At 69.0% G+C, this 19,884-nt stretch carries 2 protein-coding genes; both read right to left on the reverse strand.

What is annotated here, in order from left to right; translation table 11 throughout:
* On the reverse strand, nucleotides 1-18,007 hold an 18,007-nt coding region (locus Q0627_RS02125), incomplete at its 3' end, for a non-ribosomal peptide synthetase (protein WP_298807472.1).
* A gap of 54 nt (nucleotides 18,008-18,061) precedes the next feature.
* Nucleotides 18,062-19,884 (reverse strand): condensation domain-containing protein (locus Q0627_RS02130; RefSeq protein ID WP_298807474.1); only part of this gene is annotated, 1,823 nt, incomplete at its 5' end.

A 19,884-nucleotide genomic window follows, 5' to 3' on the forward strand; every position in this document is an offset into this window, starting at 1 on the left:
CCCCGCGCGACTGCTCCTCAGGGATCAAGAAGGACGCACCCGCCGCACCCCCGCGCGACTGCTCCTCAGGGATCAAGAAGGACGCACCCGCCGCACCCCCGCGAGACCGCTCCTCAGGGATCAAGAAGGACACACCGGCCCCACCCCCGCGAGACTGCTCCTCAGGGATCAAGAAGGACACACCGGCCTCGCCCCCGCGCGACCGCTCCTCAGGGATCAAGACGATCCCCACGCCGGCCGTGTCCAGCATGTACCGGACACGATCGGCGGGAGCGTCGGTGGCGATCGGGACGTACTGACCGCCCGCCGCGACGACCGCGTGGATCGCCACCAGCAATTCGACCGACCGGTCGATGGCCACACCGACGGCCACGTTTGGGCCCACACCCTCGGAGATCAGTTCCCGGGCAAGGGTATTGACCCGCGCCGAGAACTCCGCGGATGAGACACCACGCCCGTCGAACCACAGCGCCGCCCTCGCCGGGGACCGCTGTGCCTGCGCGGCTACGAGGTCGATGACGGACTCCCCGGGCAGCGCAACGACGTCGCCACGCGAACGCGCGAGGGTGTCGTCGATGGCCTCGGCGGGTACCCAGGCCACGTCGCCGACTGGTATCGAAGGTGCCGACGTCAGGCCGTCGAGGATCCGTACCAACCGGTCGGCGAATCCGGTGATCGTGGATTCGTCGAACAGGTCGGTGGCCGAGACGATGGTCACCGCCCAGTCCTGGCCGGCCGGAGCCGACGACACGATGACCGACAGATCGAGCTGTGCGGGCACCGCCGGCGCGGGCACCACGGCGACGGACAGTCCCGCGACGGCCACGTCCGTGTCGGCGGCCGAGGCCCCCGGATCGAACGACAACATGACCTGAGCGAGCGGTGAGAATGCTTCGGAGCGAACGGGATCGACCGCCTCGACCACCGACTCGAACGGAATGTCGGCATGTGAGAAGGCGTCGACGTCGACGACCTTCACCTGTTCGAGCAGTTCGGCGAACGGCGCCGCACCGCCGACGCGCGTGCGCAGCACCAGCGTGTTCACGAACATGCCGACGAGTGGATCGAGGACGCGCTGCCCGCGGCCGGCCACCGGCGTGGCGACGGCGATGTCGGCGGTGCCGCTGAGTCGGGCCAGCAGCACCGACAGCGCGGCGTGCACGACCATGAACGGTGTGGTGCTGTACTCGCGGGCGACGGCGTCGATTCGCTTCCCGACGGCCGCCGGGATGCCGAACCGGGTCCGCTGCCCGCGATACGACGCGACCGGCGGACGCGGCCTGTCCGAGGGCAGTTCCAGCACATCCGGCAGACCGGCGAGCCGCTCACGCCAGTAGCCGAGTTGCCGGGCCATCGGCGACGACGGGTCGTCGGGTGCGCCGAGCACCTGCCGCTGCCAGATGGCGTAGTCGGCGTACTGCACCTCCAGCGGCGCGAAGTCCGGTGCGCCACCTGCCGTCCGGGCCGAGTACGCGGCCACCAGGTCGGTCACCAGCGGCAGCTGGGATTCGCCGTCGGCGGCGATGTGGTGGGTGATCACCGCGAGCAGATGATCTCCGGTTGCGGTGCGGCACAACCGCACCCGGATCGGCCATGCGGCCGATACATCGAATCCTGTTGCGGCCTCGGCGAAGAGTTCGGCCTCGGAGTCGACCTGACGCCAGACTCCCCGGTCGCCGAATTCGTCGACGGCACCGATCAGCTGACGCGGCACACCGTCGACGGCGGGGAACGAGGTACGCAGGATCTCGTGCCGCGCAATGAGGTCGACAACGGCATCCCGGAGCGCGGCTACGTCGAGGTCACCGGCGAGCCGGAGCACGGCGGGCACGTTGTAGGTGATCGCCGTGGTGTCGAACTGGTTGATGAACCACATGCGCTGCTGCGCATACGACAGCGGAATCGGTTCGGGCCGTGGCGAGATCGCGGTGATGGGTGCCGCCGAAGCTGCGTGCCCGGCCACGGCACCGATCAGCGCCCGCACGGACGGCGCTTCGAAGATGTCGCGCACCGACACGTCGACGCCGAGGACGGCACCGGCGCGCGCGGCCAGCCGCATTGCCGACAGCGAGTTGCCGCCGAGGTCGAAGAACGATCCGGTCACCGACACCCGTTCGAGGCCGAGCAGGTCTGCGAACACGGCGGCGACGGCCGTCTCGGTGTCGGTTTCCGGTGCCACGTACTCGTCGAGAGCACCGAAATCGGGTGCGGGCAGGGACTTCCGGTCGAGCTTGCCGGAGGTGTTCAGCGGCAGCTCGTCGAGCGTCACCCACACGGTCGGCACCATGAACGGCGGAAGCGACTGAACCACATGCTCTTTCACATCGTCCAGCACAACGGTGGCCGGTGCGACGTAGCCGACGAGATGCTGGGCACCGCCGTCGGCGACGGCCACCGCCGCAGCCGAACGCAGAACTCCGGGCGCCGCGTCGAGTGCCGCCTCGACCTCGCCGAGTTCGAGGCGCTGACCCCGCAGCTTGACCTGAAAGTCGGTGCGCCCCAGGAACTCCAGATCGCCGGCCGACGTCCAGCGCACGAGGTCGCCGGTGCGGTACATGCGCGTGCCGGCTCCGGCGAACGGATCCGGGATGAAGCGTTCGGCGGTGAGGCCGGACCGGGAGGCGTACCCACGGGCGACCTGCTCCCCGCCGATATACAGCTCGCCCGGCATCCCGAGCGGCACCGGCCGCAGCCGGCCGTCGAGCACGTAGGTCCGGTTGCCGCGGGCGGGGCCGCCGATATTGACGGCCGGCGCCAGCGGATCGATGACCTTGCGAGTGGAGTAGATCGTGGTCTCGGTGGGCCCGTACTGGTTACGCAGACGCACCTGCGGCCAGGCGAGCACGGCCTGCGCAGCGAGCGCGGGGGGCACGCTCTCGCCGCCGATGCCCACATCTCGCAAGGTCGACGCCCAACTCGCGTCGCCCACGAACTCATCGAGCATGACAGACAGTATCGAGGTGACGAAGAACGCGGTGGTGACGCGGTGTTCGGTGACCAGACGCGCGATGACCTGCGGGTCGCGGTACTCGTCCTGCCCGACCAGCAGCAGCGGGGCGCCGGCGAGCACCGGCCGCAGCAGTTCTAGCACGAACGGGTCGAAGGTGTAGGCCAGCATCTGCAGGAACACGTCGGACTCGTCGAACCCGTTCTCGGCCCCGTCGGAACCCAACAGCGTCAGGAACTCCTCGTGACTCACCGTGACGCCCTTGGGTTGGCCGGTGGAGCCGGAGGTGAAGATCGTGTACACCGCGTTGCCCGCACGCAGCGGACGACGCCGGTCGGCATCGGTCAGCGGCGCAGCCTCACGCGTGGCGGCGTCGATCGGGGTTGAACAGTCGACGGTGACGGTCCGGACGCCCGGCTCGGCGAAGGCCGAACCGGGTTCAACGAGCACGATGTCCGCACCCGCGGTGTCCAGGACGTACCGCACCCGATCCGACGGCGCCCCGACGTCGACGGGGACGAAGTGGCCACCCGCGGCGGTCACCGCGTGCAGGGCCACGACCATCTCGATTCCACGCGGGATACGTACGGCGACTGCGGTTTCGGGCCCGACACCCAGCGCGACGAGTTCCCTGGCGAGGGTGTTGACCCGGGCACCGAGTTCGCCGTAGGTGACCGTGCGGTCACCGAACAGGATCGCGCGGCCGTCCGGATTGCCGGTGACCTGCCGGGTGAGCAGGTCGGCGACGGTGCCGTCGGGGCGCTGCGGCCCGGCGCCCTCGGCGAACTCGAGCATCGCGGCGGTGCCGGCGTCCGAGGCCAGCGGGATGTCGGCGATCAAGGCGGCCGGGTCGGCGGCGATTGCGCGGACGATCTCGGTGAGCGCCGAGATGAACACGCTCACCTGATCTTCGGTGAACGCGGTGGGCAGGTAGTGCAGGCGCATCTTGAGCGCGTCGCCGGCCGGCGAGGTACCCATGTTGAGCGGATAGTGGGTGGAGTCACTGAACCCGGCGGAGGTGATGGCCAAACCGTCACCGGCAGAGTCTGTTTCACCCGTGTCCGCCGGTGCGGCCGAGGTCAGCGAATCGGCGTCCACCGGGAACGACTCGTGGACCACCAGAGTGTCGAAGCCGACGCTCACGCCGGCGGCAGCACTGATCTCGGGCAGACTCAGATGCTGGTAGTCGAGCACCGCGACCTTGTCGGCCTGCAGCGCGGCCAGCGCATCGGCAATGGTGGCCTCGGGGTTCACGTCGACCGCGACGGGCAGCGTGTTGATGAACAGGCCGACCATCGATTCGACGCCGGGCAGGTCGGCGGGCCTGCCGGACACGGTCTCACCGAAGGTGACCACCCGGTCGCCGGTGAGCCGCGACAGGAACACCGCCCACGCGAACTGCAGCGCTGTGGCGAGGGTGGCACCGCTCGCACGCGCCGCGGCCTCCAGGCCGGCCACCAGATCCGGCGTCAACTGCGTTCTGATGTCTTGTGGCAGCACTTCTTTCGAGGCGGTGTAGCCGGGTGCGACGAGCGTCGGACCGACGACCGGTGCCAGCACCTGCCGCCACGCCGCCTCACCGGCGGACTTCTCGCGCGACCAGATCAGGTCCAGGTAGTCACCGAAGTCGTGACCGGCCGCTCCGGTACGGGTGTAGGTCTCACCCGTCGCGTACAGCGCGAGAATGTCGGCCATCACCAGCGGACCGGACCAGCCGTCGAGGATCAGATGGTGGTTGGTGGCCACGAGCGTCGACGAATTGCCGTGCGTGGCAAGGACGAATCGCAGTAGCGGCGGTGTGGACAGGTCGAAGGGCAGCACCCGCTGTTCGGCGGCGATCGCCTCTACCCGGGCGTGTACCTCGTCGGCGTCGAGGTCGCCGAGGTCGATCTCGGTCCACGGCAGCTCCACGTGTTCGGGTACCACCGTGACCACCGCACCGCTGGGTGCGGTCACGAATCCCGAACGCAACACCCTGTGGTGGGTGAGTAGCGCCTGCGCGGCGCCGCGCAGCCGGGCGGCGTCGATGCCGGCGAGTTCCACAACCGCCTGTGCCACATACACATCCACCGCACCGGCGGTGCCGGCGGCGAGTTCGGACTGGAAGAACAGCCCCTGCTGCAATGGTGCGGGCGGCCAGATCGCGGCACCGGGGAACCGCCCGGTGATCACGTCCAGGTCGTGCTGGGTCAGGTCGGTGCCCGGAATGTCGGACGGTGACGGCCCGGGTTCATTACCAGCGGCGACGAACTTGACGATCCCGGACAACTCGGAGGTCCACCGGTCGGCGAGGTCGCGGACCTCGTCCTCGGTGAACAACGCGGCCGGGAACGACACGGTCGCACTCAGCCGGCCCAGGCCGTCGACCGATGCGTTGATGCTCAGCGGCGCGCCGACGATCATCCGCCCGGCGGGCAGCGCCGACAGGCCGGGTGCGCCGGCCCTGCTGAACGGCAACGGTGCGTCCTGTTGCGGCTCTTCATCCGGCTTCTCAGATGCGGCAGCACCTTTCGCGGTTCGTCCGCCTGCGCCGAGATAGTTGAAGATGATCGGCGGCAGGGGCCGATCGGCCACTTCGCCGGACAACCCGTACCGCAGGAATCCGAACCCGGCGCCCGAGTCGGGCTGTCCGAGGCGTTCCTCCTTGGCCGACTTGACCGCATGCACGACGTCGGTGCCGGGCGCCACACGCATCGGGGCGATCGAGGTGAACCAGCCGACAGATCGCGACAGGTCGGCGCGGACCGCGCCGGGTCCGGTGGCCAGCACCTCCTCGTACCTGCCGTGGCCCTCGACGAGGACGGTGAGAGCATCGTCGGACCCACCGGTCCGGTCGGTCTGCCACGAGCGGACAGCACGGGCGAGGGCACCGAGGAGTGCGTCGTTCACGTGACCGCCGAACGCTTCGGGCACCGCGGTGACCAGCGATTCGGTCAGCTCCGGATCAATATGGTGCACAAAGGAAATCGCGGTGTTCTCCCGGTCCCGATCGCGATCGATCGCGGGGAACCGGGTGTGTTCGGGCAGCCGGGCGAGCCAGTACGCCTCCGCGGCACCATCGGTGCGGATCGTCATGCGGGCACCGAGCACGCTCATCCAGGCCCGCTCGGAGGTGCCGACGGCCCGCAGATGGTAGGGGTGCCCCGCGCTGCGCTGGGCCCAGGCCACGATCAGGTCCTCGATGATCGCCTGCCAGGACACCGCGTCCACACCGAGGTGGTGGATCACCACCACGACGCGGCCGGCTCCGGCGGGGTCCGTGACGAGCGCCGCGCGGACCAGCCCACCGACGGCCGGATCGAGTTGTGCGGCGGCCGCGGCGTGAGCACGGACCAGGTCCGCATCGAAACCCTCTGTGTCCACGGCGAATTCGGAGGTCAGCGCGGACACCGCGGCTACAGCGTCGAATCCGGTGCCCGCGGTCAGCTCATACCTGACCGAGGGCGTGAGTTCGAGCCGGGCGGTGAGCATCGGGTGGTGATCGACGACCACTCCGAGCACTTCGGCGAGTGCTTCGACGCTCAGCCCATCGGGTGCGGTGAGGACGGCCGACTGGTTGAAGTCGGCGAAATCCTCCGGCGCCGATGACTGCTCGACCATCATCGATACGGTCGGCGGCAGTGGAATACGGCCGGCACCGCCGCCATCCGGTTCGGCCAGCGGTGGCAGCTGTGCGCTCTCGTCGGTTATCGCCCGTGCGATGGCGCGAACCGTACGGTGCACGAATATCTCCCGCGGCGACAGCGCAAAACCCGACGCCCGCATCGCCGAGGCCAACTGGATCGACATGATCGAGTCGCCGCCGAGCGCGAAGAACGACTCGGTGACCGACACGCGTTCGACATGCAACAGCCCGGCGATCACCGAGGCCAGCAGCTCTTCGACCGCCCCGAGCGGCGCGACATACGCCGAGGCCGCACCGAAGTCGGGTGCGGGCAACGCATTCCGGTCGACCTTGCCGGAACTGTTCAGCGGAATCTCGGCGAGCTCATTCCATACGGTCGGCACCATGAATGCCGCAAGCTTTTCCGACGCAACGGTCTTGACGGCTTCCATATCGAGTGACGAGCCGGACACGTAGGCCACCAGGTGCTGGGCACCGGCCTCCGTCGATGCGACGGCGGCCGCCGCGTACCGCACGCCCGGGGCACTCACCAGGACCGTCTCGATCTCACCGAGTTCGATCCGCTGGCCGCGCAGTTTGATCTGGAAGTCCTTGCGGCCCAAGTATTCGAGCACTCCACCGGACCACCGGACGGTGTCGCCGGTGCGGTACAGCCGCGAACCGGCGGGGCCGAACGGATCGGCGACGAAACGTGCGGCGGTGGTCACGGTCTGCGAGCTGTAACCACGCGCCACCTGATCGCCGCCGAGATACAGTTCACCCGCGACACCGTCGGGCACCAGCCCGAGCCGGTCGTCGAGAACGTAGGCCCGGATACCGGCGACGGGTTTGCCGATGGCGATCCGGCCGGTTGCCGGGTCGTAGTCGTGGATCGTCGAGTAGATGGTGGTCTCGGTGGGCCCGTACTGATTGTGCAGCCCGGCCGACGGCCACGCGGACGCCACGGCGGCGGCCACAGCGGGCGGTACCGCCTCGCCACCGGTCGACACCTTCGCCAGTGTCGCCGACCACTCGGTGTGACTGCCGAGGGTCTCGATCATCGCCGCCAGCATCACCGGGACGATCATCGCCGCGGTCACCCGGTGCGTCGCGATGATGTCGGCGATCGCCTGCGGGTCACGGTTGGTGCCCGGTGCGAGCATGATCAGTGGCGCGCCGAGCAGCGCCGGGCGCGTGAACTCCAGCACAGCCGGGTCGAAGGTGTACTCGAGCAGCTGCACGAACACGTCGTCGGCGGTAAGACCGTAGTGGTCACGATCGGCGTTGACCTGCGCGAGCAATGCCCGCTGGGAGACGGTCACGCCCTTGGGGCGACCCGTCGAACCCGAGGTGAACAAGGTGTATGCGGCGTTCTCGGGTGTGAGCCTGCCGAGCCGCTCGGAGTCCGCGATCTGCCGGATGTCCGCACCGGTTCCGGCCGGTTGCGTGCAGTCGATGACGAGGGTCTCGATCCCCGGAATCCGCTTTCGGTCGACGTCGTCGGAGAGCATCAGCGACACCGCCGCGGTATCACAGATGTACGCGGCGCGATCTTCCGGCGCGTCGGGTGCAACCGGGACGAACTGGCCGCCGGCAACGAGCACCGCATGGATGGCCACCGCCATCTCCACTCCCCGCCCGAAGCTCAGACCGACCGCGGTATCCGGTCCGACCCCGGCCGAGATAAGTTGCCGGGCAGTTGTATTCACGTATGCGGCGAACTCACCGTAAGTCACCGTCCGGTCGCCGAACACTACGGCCGTCCGTCCGGGCGCAGTGGCGGTCAGCGCCGATGCAAGCGCCGCGGCGACGGTGCCCGCCGCGGTGTCCGCAGGGGGACCGGCCGAGTCGGCAAGCACCTGTTCGCGCTCTCCGTCGCCGAGCAGATCGACGTCGCCGACCGCCCGCCCGGGATCGTCGGTGACGGCATCGAGCAGCCGGATCAGCCGACCGAGCATCGAGGACACCGTGGGCTCGTCGAACAGGTCGGTGGCGTAGGTGGCCATCGCCGACCATGGCTCACCCGCCGGGCCCGAGGTGACGACGACGGTCATGTCCTGATGTGCGGGTACCAGCGGTGCTGCGATGGGGGCAACCCGCAGGTCATCGACGGTCACATCGGCGCCGTCGACGGACGCACCGGGGTTGAACGACAACGCGATCTGCGCTAGCGGTGCGAATGCCTCCGACCGCACCGGGTCGAGCGCGTCGACGACGGTCTCGAAGGGCACGTCGGAGTTGGCGAACGCTTCGAGGTCGGTGGTGCGAACCCGTTCGAGCAGCGCGTCGAACGTCTCACCACTGACGATGCGGGTGCGCAGCACCAGCGAGTTGACGAACATGCCGACGAGCGGGTCGAGGGCTTCGTCACCGCGGCCCGCGATGGGGGAGCCGACGGCGATGTCATCGGTGTCGCTGAGCCGGGCCAGCAGCACCGCCAGCGCGGCGTGCACCACCATGAACGGGGTGATGCCGCGTTCGGCGGCCACGGCGGTGATCCGCTCCCCCACCTCGGCCGGGATGGTCAGTGACGTGCGCGCACCCACATGGGAGGCCACCGCGGGCCGGCGCCGGTCCGCGGGCAGTTCCAGGACGTCGGGAGCGTCGGCCAATTGTTCACGCCAGTAATCCAATTGGCGACCGACCACCGACTGCGGGTCGTCGGCCGACCCGAGCACGTCGTGCTGCCAGATCGCGAAGTCGGCGAACTGGACCGGCAGCGGCGACCACTGCGGCACCGCACCCGCGGTACGTGCCCGATAGGCGGTGACGACGTCGGAGACCAGCGGGAGCAAAGATTCGCCGTCGACGGCGATGTGGTGGGTGACCACCGCGAACAGATACTCAGGCTCGGCGCCGTCCGTGGTCGGCCACAGCATCGCCCGCAGCGGCCAGTCGACTGCGACATCGAATCCGGTTGCTGCCGAGGCCATCAGCTCTGCCTCGGAAGCTGCGATCCGCCAGATGCCGCGATCGTCGAATTCGGCGATATCGCCGATCAGCTGCCGGGGTCCGTCGCCCGGTCGCCCGTCTTGGCTGTCGGGGAACGAGGTGCGCAGGACCTCGTGTCGCGCCACTGTGTCGACGACGGCCTGCCGCAGGGCGTCAACGTCAAGGGCACCGGTCAGGCGCAGGATCGCGGGCACGTTGTAGGTGGGCAGACTCGGATCGAACTGGTTGATGAACCACATCCGCTGCTGTGCGAACGACAGCGGGATCCGGTCCGGGCGCGGATCGGCCGCCGACACCGGTACCAGCGCCGCCGAGTGTCCGGCGACGGCGGCGACGAGTTCGCGCACGCTCGGCGCCTCGAACACGTCCCGCAGGGTCACCTCGACACCCAGCGCGGCCGCCGCGCGGGCGGCAACCCTGGTGGCCGACAACGAGTTTCCACCGGAATCGAAGAACGACGTGGTCACCGACACCTCGTCGGCGCCGACACCGAGGATGTCGGCGAAGACCTCGGCGACGGCCTGTTCCTGTGGCGTCTGTGGGGCGACGTACTCCCCTACCTCGATGACCGGTTCGGGCAGTGCGCGTTTGTCGAGTTTGCCGATCGGGGTGAGCGGGAACTCGTCGAGGACCATGATCGAGGCCGGGATCATGTAGTCCGGAAGCCGTTCTCCGGCAAAGGACTTCAATTCATCAACATCGATCTCGACACCCTTGTCGGCGACGACGTACGCGGCCAGCGCCGTCGCGACCGACCCGCCGACACCGATCACCACCGCAGAGTGCACCGACGGGTGCGCGGTGAGCACCGACTCGATCTCGCCGAGTTCGATGCGCAGGCCGCGCAGCTTCACCTGGTCGTCCGAGCGACCGGCGTACTCCAATTCCGGTGTGCCGTCAGTATTGCGGCGCAGGCGCACCAGGTCGCCGGTCTTGTACATCAGGTCACCGGGATTGCCGTGCGGGTTGGCCACGAAGGCACCGACCGTGAGCGCCGGGCGGCGCAGGTAGCCGCGCGCCATCCCGTAACCGGTGATGTACAGGTCACCGACCGCACCCACGGGGGCCGGGCGCAGCCGGGAGTCGAGCACCATCAGTCCGGTGCCGGTGAACGCGTCGCCCAGCACCACCGGCGCACCGACGGGTATCGGCTTCGAAATGGTCACGGCGACAGTGGTTTCGGTGGGTCCGTACAGGTTCTGGAACCTGCGGAACGGTGCCCACGAGTCCTTGAGTGACTGCGGCACGGCCTCGCCACCGACGTACACCATCCGCAGTGCCGGCAGCGTCGCCGGATCGAGCGTGGCCAGCACGGTCGGGGTCAGGAACAGGTGCGAGACGGCCTGACGGGACATGAAGTCCTGCAACACTTCCGCACCCACGGCGTCGACCGGACGGTAGACGAGCACACCACCGGCGGTGAGCGCCATCATGTACTCGAGCACCGACGCGTCGAAACTCGGGGAGGCGAAGCCGAGGACCCGAGAGTACTCGTCGGCACTGGCCCGGTCGACCAATTCGCGGCCCAGATTGGCCAGGCCCCAATGGGTCACGGCCACGCCCTTGGGGCGACCGGTCGACCCGGACGTGAAGATGATGTAGGCGAGGTTGTCAGGCCGGACCGGACGCAACCGGTCGGTGTCGGTGACAAGGCTCTCATCGAACGCGGCGACCTGCGCCTCGATCGCCGGATCATCGAGCAGTACGGAGTCGATGCCCGTACCGGCCGTGTCGGCGTCCGCGGACACCGTCAGGCACAATGCGGCAGCCGAATCGGCGATGAACGCCGCGCGCCGGTCGGCCGGGTAGTCGGGGTCGACGGGCACATACCCGGCGCCCGCCTTGGCGACGGCGGCGATGGTGACCAGCAGCCGCACCGAGCGGCGCATCGAGATGGCGACAAGGTCCTCGGCGCCGACCCCGCGGCCGATCAGCCAGCGCGCCAACCGGTTCGACTGTTCGTCGAGCTGGGTGTAGGTGAGCCAGGCGCCGGTGGCGTCGATCACCGCCTGCCGCGGACCCCACGTCTGCGCGGCCCGGGCGAACAGGTCACCGAGCGGCAGCGGGTCGACACCCTGACCACCGGTGAGCACGTACTCGGCGTCGACGATCTGCCGCGCCACCGGAGCAACCGCGTTCACCAGCGGCTGTGGGCGGGTCAGCCCGCTTGCGCCCGAACCGAGTTCGATGTCTCCGACGGCTATGGCCGGGTTGTCGAGAACAGCGTCGAGGATCGCGAGCAACTGGTCGGCGAAGATACGCACCGTCGACTCGTCGAACAGGTCGGTCGCGTAGACCATCGACGAATACCACGGTCCGTCGTCGGCCTGCCCGATGCCCACCAGCAGATCCACCTTGGTCGGTAGTTCGTCGGTGCCGACAGCCGAAACCTTCAGTCCCGCAATCTCACCCGTCGCCGCATCGGCATCTGCGAGCTCGGGCAGCACGGATCGGTTCAGACTCAGCCACACCTGCGACAGCGGTGAGAAGGCCTGCGAGCGAACGGCTCCCACCGCGTCCACGATCGTCTCGAACGGTACGTCGGCGTTGGCGACGGCGTCGAGATCGGTGGTGCGGGTGCGGTCGACGAATTCGGCGAACGACAGCGACCCGTCGACGCGGGTACGCAGGATCAAGGTGTTGACGAACATGCCGACCAGCGGATCGAGGACACGTTGTCCACGGCCCGCGACCGGGGTGCCGATGGCGATATCGTCGGTGGCGGCCAGGCGTGCCAGCAGCACGGCCAGCGCGCTGTGCACCACCATGAACGGGGTGGCCCCCGCCTGTGCCGCGTAGTCGGCTATGCGCCGGCCGGTCTCGGCGGGAATGTCGAAATCGAGTGCGGCGCCACGGCCACCGGCCACCGCCGGACGCGGCCGGTCGGCGGGCAGGTCGACCACATCGGGCAGGCCGGCGAGCTGACCGCGCCAGTAGTCGAGCTGACGGCCCACCACCGACTCCGGGTCGTCCGGCGAACCCAGCACCTCGTGCTGCCAGATCGCGTAGTCGGCGAATTGCACTTCCAGCGGGGCGAATTCGGGGGCTCGATCTGCGGTGTGCGCGCTATAGGCGGTCACCATGTCGGTGATCAACGGTGTTCGGGATTCACCGTCGTAGGCGATGTGGTGGGTGACGACGGCGAGCACGTACTCGCCTGCCCCGTCGGCCGAGCCGAGTTCGAGTACCCGCGCGCGGATCGGCCACTGTTTGGTCACGTCGAATCCGGCGCTGATGGCCTCGGCGAATTCCTCGGGGTCGTCGACGACATCCCAGTCGAGTTTGGCGCCGATCGTCGATGCCCGGCCGATCTTCTGGTAGGGCACCCCGTCGGCGGCGGGGAAGGTCGTGCGCAGGATCTCATGGCGCACAACCACATCCACGAGCGCGGCATGCAGGGCGTCGATGTCGAGGGCGCCGGTCAGCTTGAGCACGGTCGGCTGGTTGTAGGCCGCCGAGCCGGTGTTCATCTGGTTGAGGAACCACATGCGCTGCTGCGCGAACGACAGCGGGATCCGCGCGGGCCGTGGGTCGACGGCGACGATCGGCGCGAGCGCGGCGTCGTTGCCGGCGACGGCCTGGGCGAGCCCGCGGATCGTCGGCGCATCGAAGATCTCGCGCACCGACACCTCCATACCCAGCGCCTCGCTCGCCCGGGCGGCAAGCCGCATCGCCGCCAGCGAGTTGCCGCCGAGATCGAAGAACGACTCGGTGACCCCGACCCTGTCGCGGCCGAGCAGATCGGCGTACACGGCAGCGAGTGCGTGTTCCGTATCGGATTCGGGCGCAACGTATTCGGTGGCCACGACCTGCAGGTCCGGGGCGGGCAGGGCATGCCGGTCGAGTTTGCCCGACGAGTTGAACGGCACGGTCTCCAGCAGCACCCACACCGTGGGCACCATGTATGCCGGCAAGGCTGCCGCGGCGGCGGCCTTCACCGCGTCGAGGTCGACGGCCGCCGGCGCCAGGTATCCCACCAGCGATTCGGCGCCGGTGTCCGAGGTGGCGACGGTGGCCGCGGCGTGCACCACGCCCGGCGCCGCCGCGAGCACGGCTTCGATCTCGCCCAGTTCGAGCCGCTGGCCGCGCAGCTTGACCTGAAAGTCTGTGCGGCCCAGGTACTCCACCTCGCCGTTGAAGTTCCATCTGGCCAGATCGCCGGTGCGGTACAGCCGACCGCCCGGGGTGCGAGGGTCGGCGACGAAACGCTCGGCCGTCAGCCGTGGCGCCGACGCGTACCCCCGGGCCACCTGCACGCCACCGAGATACAGTTCACCCCGAACACCGGGCGGGGTCGGACGCAGTCGGGAGTCGAGCACCATCATCGTGACACCGGCACCCGGAACACCCAGCGGCACAACCACATCGTCGGGTTCGACCAGACGGTTGCTGGCGTCGATCGCGGCCTCGGTGGGCCCGTATTTGTTGACCAGCACGACGTCGGGCAGCAGTCGGTACACAGTGGAGACGGCGGCGGCGGGCAACGCCTCGCCGCCGGCCCAGATGCGCCGTAACGCGGGCAGCCGCCGCGGCCGGGCCTCCAGCGATTCGATGAACACCGCCAGCATCGACGGCACGAAATGCACGTCCGTCACACCCTGGGTCTCGATCAATTCCAGCAGATACGCCAGGTCGCGGTGGCCGCCGGGTTCGGCGATCACCACAGCCGACCCGCGGGTCAGCGGAACCAGGATCTCCAGACCTGAGGCGTCGAACGTGTAGGGCGTCTTGGCAAGCACCACCTGTCCGGTTCCGGGCCCGTCGGCGTCGAACCAGCCGAGCAGGTTCACCAGTGCCGCGTGTGGGAGGGTCACGCCCTTCGGCGTACCGGTCGACCCCGAGGTGAACAGCGTGTAGAGCGCGGACTCCGGACGCAACGGCGCCCGGCGCTCGGTGTCGGCGACCGGCGGCGCGGTCAGGTCGGCTGTGCCCGAGCAGTCGACGACGCGGGTCGGGATACCGTCCGGCACAGCCACCGGTGCGGTATCGCCGGCGACGAGGATCAGGCCGACCCCCGCGGTCTGCGTCATGGAGCGTATGCGGTCGGCCGGTGTGTCGGTGTCGATGGGCACGTACTGGCCGCCGGCCGCGATGACGGCGTGGATGGCCACGAACATCTCCACGGAGCGGTCGATGACCACGCCGACCGCGGTCTCGGGACCGACACCCTGCGAGATCAGTTCACGTGCAAGGACATTCACCCGTGCACCGAATTCGGCATAGGACACCGAGCGGTCACCGAACACCAACGCGGTCTCGCCGGCGCGCGTCTGTACCTGCGCCGCCACCATGTCGGCGACGGTCGCGAAACGGACGTCGAGTGTGGGACCGGCCGAGGCGGCCACGATTTCACGCTCGCCGGCGGCGTCGAGCACGGCGACGTCGCCCACGGCGATCGCGGGATCGGCGGTCACGCCGTCGAGAACGCGCACGAACTGCTCACCGAGCACGCGGGCCGTCGCCTCGTCGAACAGGTCGGTGGCGTACACCAGCGTCAGCGACCACGCCGCGCCGCCGGCACCGGAGTGGACCACGACCGACAGATCCGAGTGTGCGGGCACCACCGGCGCGGGGACGCGCGCGAACGCGACCCCGGAGATCTCGACGTCGGCGGTCTCGGCCGAGGCCCCGGGATCGAACGACAGGACCACCTGCGCCAGAGGCGAAAAGGCTTCGGAGCGAACCGGATCCACGGCCTCGACAACGGATTCGAACGGTATGTCGGCGTGCGCGAAGGCATCGAGGTCGGTGGCGCGGACCTGTTCGAGCAGCCCACCGAACGGCATCGCCGGATCGACCTGCGCCCGCAGCACCAGCGAGTTGACGAACATGCCGATCAGCGGGTCGAGGACATCCTGACCGCGGCCGGACGTGGGCGTGGACACGGTGATATCGGAGGTCGCGCTCAGCCGCGACAAGAGCGCGGCGAGTGCGGCGTGCAGCACCATGAACGGTGTCGCCCCGGACTGCGCGGCCAGGGATTCGACGCGGGCGCCGAGACCGTCGGGCAGGTCCACGTCGATCGCCGCGCCGCGATGCGATGCCTGCGGGGGCCGCGGCCGGTCCGCCGGCAGTTCCAGCACATCGGGTACGCCGGCGAGTTGTTTGCGCCAGTAGTCGACCTGCCTGCCGATGACCGAGTCCGGCTCCTCGGGAGTGCCGAGCACCTCATGCTGCCAGATCGCGAAGTCCGCGAATTGTATTGCCAGCGGCTCGAATTCGGGTTCGCTACCGGCGACCCGGGCGGCGTAGGCAGTGGTCAGGTCCACCAGCAGCGGCAGCAATGACTCGCCGTCGACGGCGATATGGTGCACAACGACGGCCAGAATATGGTCATTGACCGAGGTCTCCAGGATGCGCACACGCAACGACCACTGCCGGGTCACGTCGAAGCCTTCGGCGACTGCCGACTCGAGTTCGGCGAGGTCGTCAACGATGTCCCAGTCGAGTTTCGCGCCGATCGTCGAGACACGGCTGATGCGCTGATACGGAACGCCGTCGTGTGCGGGGAACGTCGTACGGAGGACCTCGTGCCGGGCCACCACGTCGACGACGGCCTCCCGCAGCGCGTCGAGGTCGAGATCGCCGGTCACGCGCAGGACGGTGGGAATGTTGTAGGTCGCGTTCGAGCGGTCGAACCGGTTGATGAACCACATCCGCTGCTGTGCGAAAGAGAGCGGAATGTGTTCGGGCCGTGAGTCGGCGGCGACGATCGGGGCAAGCGCCTCGGTGTTGCCGGAGACGAACGCGATGAGCTCACGTACCGAAGGCGCTTCGAAGACATCCTTGACGGATACGTCGACGCCGAGTGCGCGACCCGCCCGGGCGGCCAGTTTGGTGGCGGCGAGCGAGTTGCCGCCGAGGTCGAAGAACGATTCGGTGACCGACACCTCGTCGGTGCCGAGCAGCCCGGCGTAGATCTCGGCGATCTGGCGTTCGGTGTCGGTTTCGGGTGCGACGTAGTCGCGTTTGGCCAGTTGCGGCGCGGGCAGTCGGCGCCGGTTCACCTTGCCGGACTTGTTGAGCGGCATCTTGGGGATCGGCATCCACACCGTGGGCCGCATGTATTCGGGCAGCACCCGGGCCACTGTGTCCTTGGCCACGTCGAGATCGACGTCGGCCGGCGACAGGTACGCCACCAGATGATCACCGCCGGCCACCTTGGCGACGGCCGCGGCGGCGGTCACCACCCCTGGCACCGACGCAAGCACGGCCTCGACCTCGCCGAGTTCGAGGCGCTGACCGCGCAGCTTCACTTGGAAGTCGCTGCGGCCCAGGTATTCGATGTTGCCGCTGGTGTTCCAGCGGGCCAGGTCGCCGGTGCGGTACAGGCGTGATCCCGGCGCGCCGAACGGATCGGCGACGAACCGGTCGGCGGTAAGGTCGGTGCGGCCGGCGTATCCGCGGGCGAGCTGAATGCCGCCGAGGTACAGGTCCCCGGGCACCCCTGGCGGCACCATCTGCATCAGCCGGTCGAGGATGACGGTGGTGGTGTTGGTGACGGGACGGCCGATCGGGATGGCGACGTCGCCGCGCTGCACCTCGTAGGCGGTGACGTCGACGGCTGCCTCGGTGGGCCCGTACAGGTTGACCAGTCGCAGTGCAGGCAACGCCGACAGCATCGCTTGGGCGGGACTGGTGGTGAGTGCCTCGCCGGAGGTGAACACGAACCGCAGCGATTCGAGCGTCGGGAGTTCGTCCTCCATGACGTCGACGAACGCCGACAGCATCGACGGCACGAAGTGCACGACGGTGACCTGTTCGGCGGTGATCGTCGCGGTCAGGTAGGGGGCGTCGCCGTGCCTGTCGGCCTCGGCCACGACCAGCGTGGCGCCGAGCAGCGTGGGCAGGAACAGTTCCCACACCGACACGTCGAACGTCGTCGGGGTCTTCTGCAGGAAGACGTCGTCGCCGGTGAGCCCGTACCAGTCGCTCATCCAGCCGAGCCGGTTGACCAGGGCCTCGTGAGTGATCGTCACGCCCTTGGGGCGGCCCGTCGACCCGGACGTGAACAGCGTGTAGGCGGCCGTGCCAGGCAGGATCGGCGACAGCCGTTCGGCGTCGGTGACCGGCGGCGCCGACAGGTCCACATCGGCCGACGCGTCGACCTCCAGGACGTCGATCCCGTCACCGAGGCCGTCGAGTGCCTCGGGTGCGGTTCCCGCGGCGATCAGCACGTACCGGGCGCCGGCGATGTCGAGCATGTAGCGGGTGCGGTCGACGGGCGAGTCGGTGTCCAGCGGCACATAGTTGCCACCGGCGGCGACGATCGCGTGGATGGCGACCATCATCTCCACCGACCGGTCGATGCAGACGCCGACGGCGGTGTCGGGGCCCACACCACGCGAGATCAGCGTCCGCGCCAGGACCGCCACACGTGCCGAGAACTCCTGATGGCCGACACGTCGGCCATCGAACACCAACGCCACACGATCCGGATCCGCCCCACGATCCGTGTCTTCCCCACGATATGGATCAGCGCTGGTCAGGATGAACTCAGCCACGAATCTGATGCCCCTTATGCCGCGTCGGATGGTGCGGGGCGCCAGAACGCCCGGTCAATTATCGCTCACCCCGTCATTGCCGTTAGCCCTATCCCCCGAATGGGCGACACCCGACACACCGCCTCCGTCGCCCGGAACGGGTGCGGTCGACTGCCCGCTGGACCAGTCGACGAGGCTGGTGTGCTCCTGCGCCACGAGGAACTGTGCGGCGCCGATCGCACCGTCCGGATCATCGGTGAGCGAGTCGAGCAGAGTCAGGAACCGCTGCGCGAACGTCACCATCGTGGCCTCGTCGAACAGATCGGTCGCGTAGACCATGCCGGCCGGCCAGTCCCGGCCCGCCACGGTCCGCACGGTGATCGACAGATCCCGCTGCGCGAACGCCGCCGGCGGCTCGATCTGCTCGACGGTGAGCGATCCCACATCCACCGGTTGCTGTGCGCCCGCACCGGCCGCCGGATTGTGGTCGACACTCAGCATGACCTGGGCGAGCGGTGCGAATGCCTGCGAGCGCACCGCCCCGACGGCGTCGACGACGGCCTCGAACGGCACGTCGGCGTTGGCGAACGCGTCGAGGTCGGTCTCGCGGACCTCTTCGAGGAGTTCGGAGAACGCCATCATCGGTTCGAGTTCACTGCGCAGTACCAGCGTGTTGACGAACATGCCGACCATCGGGTCGAGCACGCGGTCGCCGCGGCCCGCGATCGGAGTGGCGATCGCGATGTCGTCGGCGGCGGTGAGCCGTGACAGCAGCACCGCCAGCGCGGCGTGCACCACCATGAACGACGTCAGTCCGTACTCGGCGGCCAGTTGTTCGATCCGTTCGCCCAGTGCACGCGGCACAGTGAAGTCGATCGACGCGCCCTTGGCCGATGCGGTGACGGGCCGCGGTCGGTCCGCGGGCAGTTCGAGTACGTCGGGCAGGCCCATCAGCTGGTCCTCCCAGTATTCGAGCTGACGGCCGACCACCGAGTCCTGGTCCTGTGGGTCGCCGAGCACCTCGTGCTGCCAGATCGCGTAGTCGGCGAACTGCACCGGCAGCGGCGCGAAGGCCGGCGTGTGGCCCTGCGCCCGTGCCGCGTACGCGGTGACGATGTCGGTGAGCAGCGGCCCCATCGATTCGCCGTCGCTGACGATGTGGTGCAGGACCGCCAGGAAGATCCACTCCCCTTGCTGCGACCGCAGCAGCCGGACCCGGAAGGCACTCTGCTCGGCCACGACGAACCCGCGGGTAGCAGCCTCCATGAGACCGGCCTCGGAGTCGACGATCGCCCAATCGAGGTGTTCGGCGGCCCACTCGAGGTCGTGGATCACCTGCGTGGGGTCGCCGTCGACGCCCGGGAACGTGGTCCGCAGGACCTCGTGCCGTTCGACGACGTCGAGCACGGCCTGCCGGAGCGCATCGGTATCCAGGTCGCCGGTCAGCTTGGCGCCGGCCTGGATGTTGTAGGTCGGGGCGTCCGGATCGAACTGATTCATGAACCACATGCGCTGCTGCGCGAACGACACCGGGATGTGGTCCGGCCGCGGATCGGCCTGGGTGATCGGGGCGAGCGCTTCGCCGGCACCGGCGACAGCGGTGACCAGTTCCCGCACCGTCGGCGCGTCGAACAGGTCGCGCACCGATACCGTGGCGCCCAGTACCTCACCGGTGCGCGCCGCGAGCCGCATCGCCGACAGCGAGTTGCCGCCCAGGTCGAAGAACGAGGTCGTCACGCTGACCCGGTCGAGGCCGAGGACGTCGGCGAACACCCGCGCGACGGCGGTCTCGTCGTCGCCCTCGGGCCCGGTGTAGTCCTCCTCGGACATCGTGCCGAAGTCGGGTGCCGGCAACGCCTTCCGATCCAACTTGCCCGCCGAATTGAGCGGCACCTCAT

Source organism: uncultured Gordonia sp., from assembly GCF_937858515.1.
Lineage (GTDB): Bacteria > Actinomycetota > Actinomycetes > Mycobacteriales > Mycobacteriaceae > Gordonia.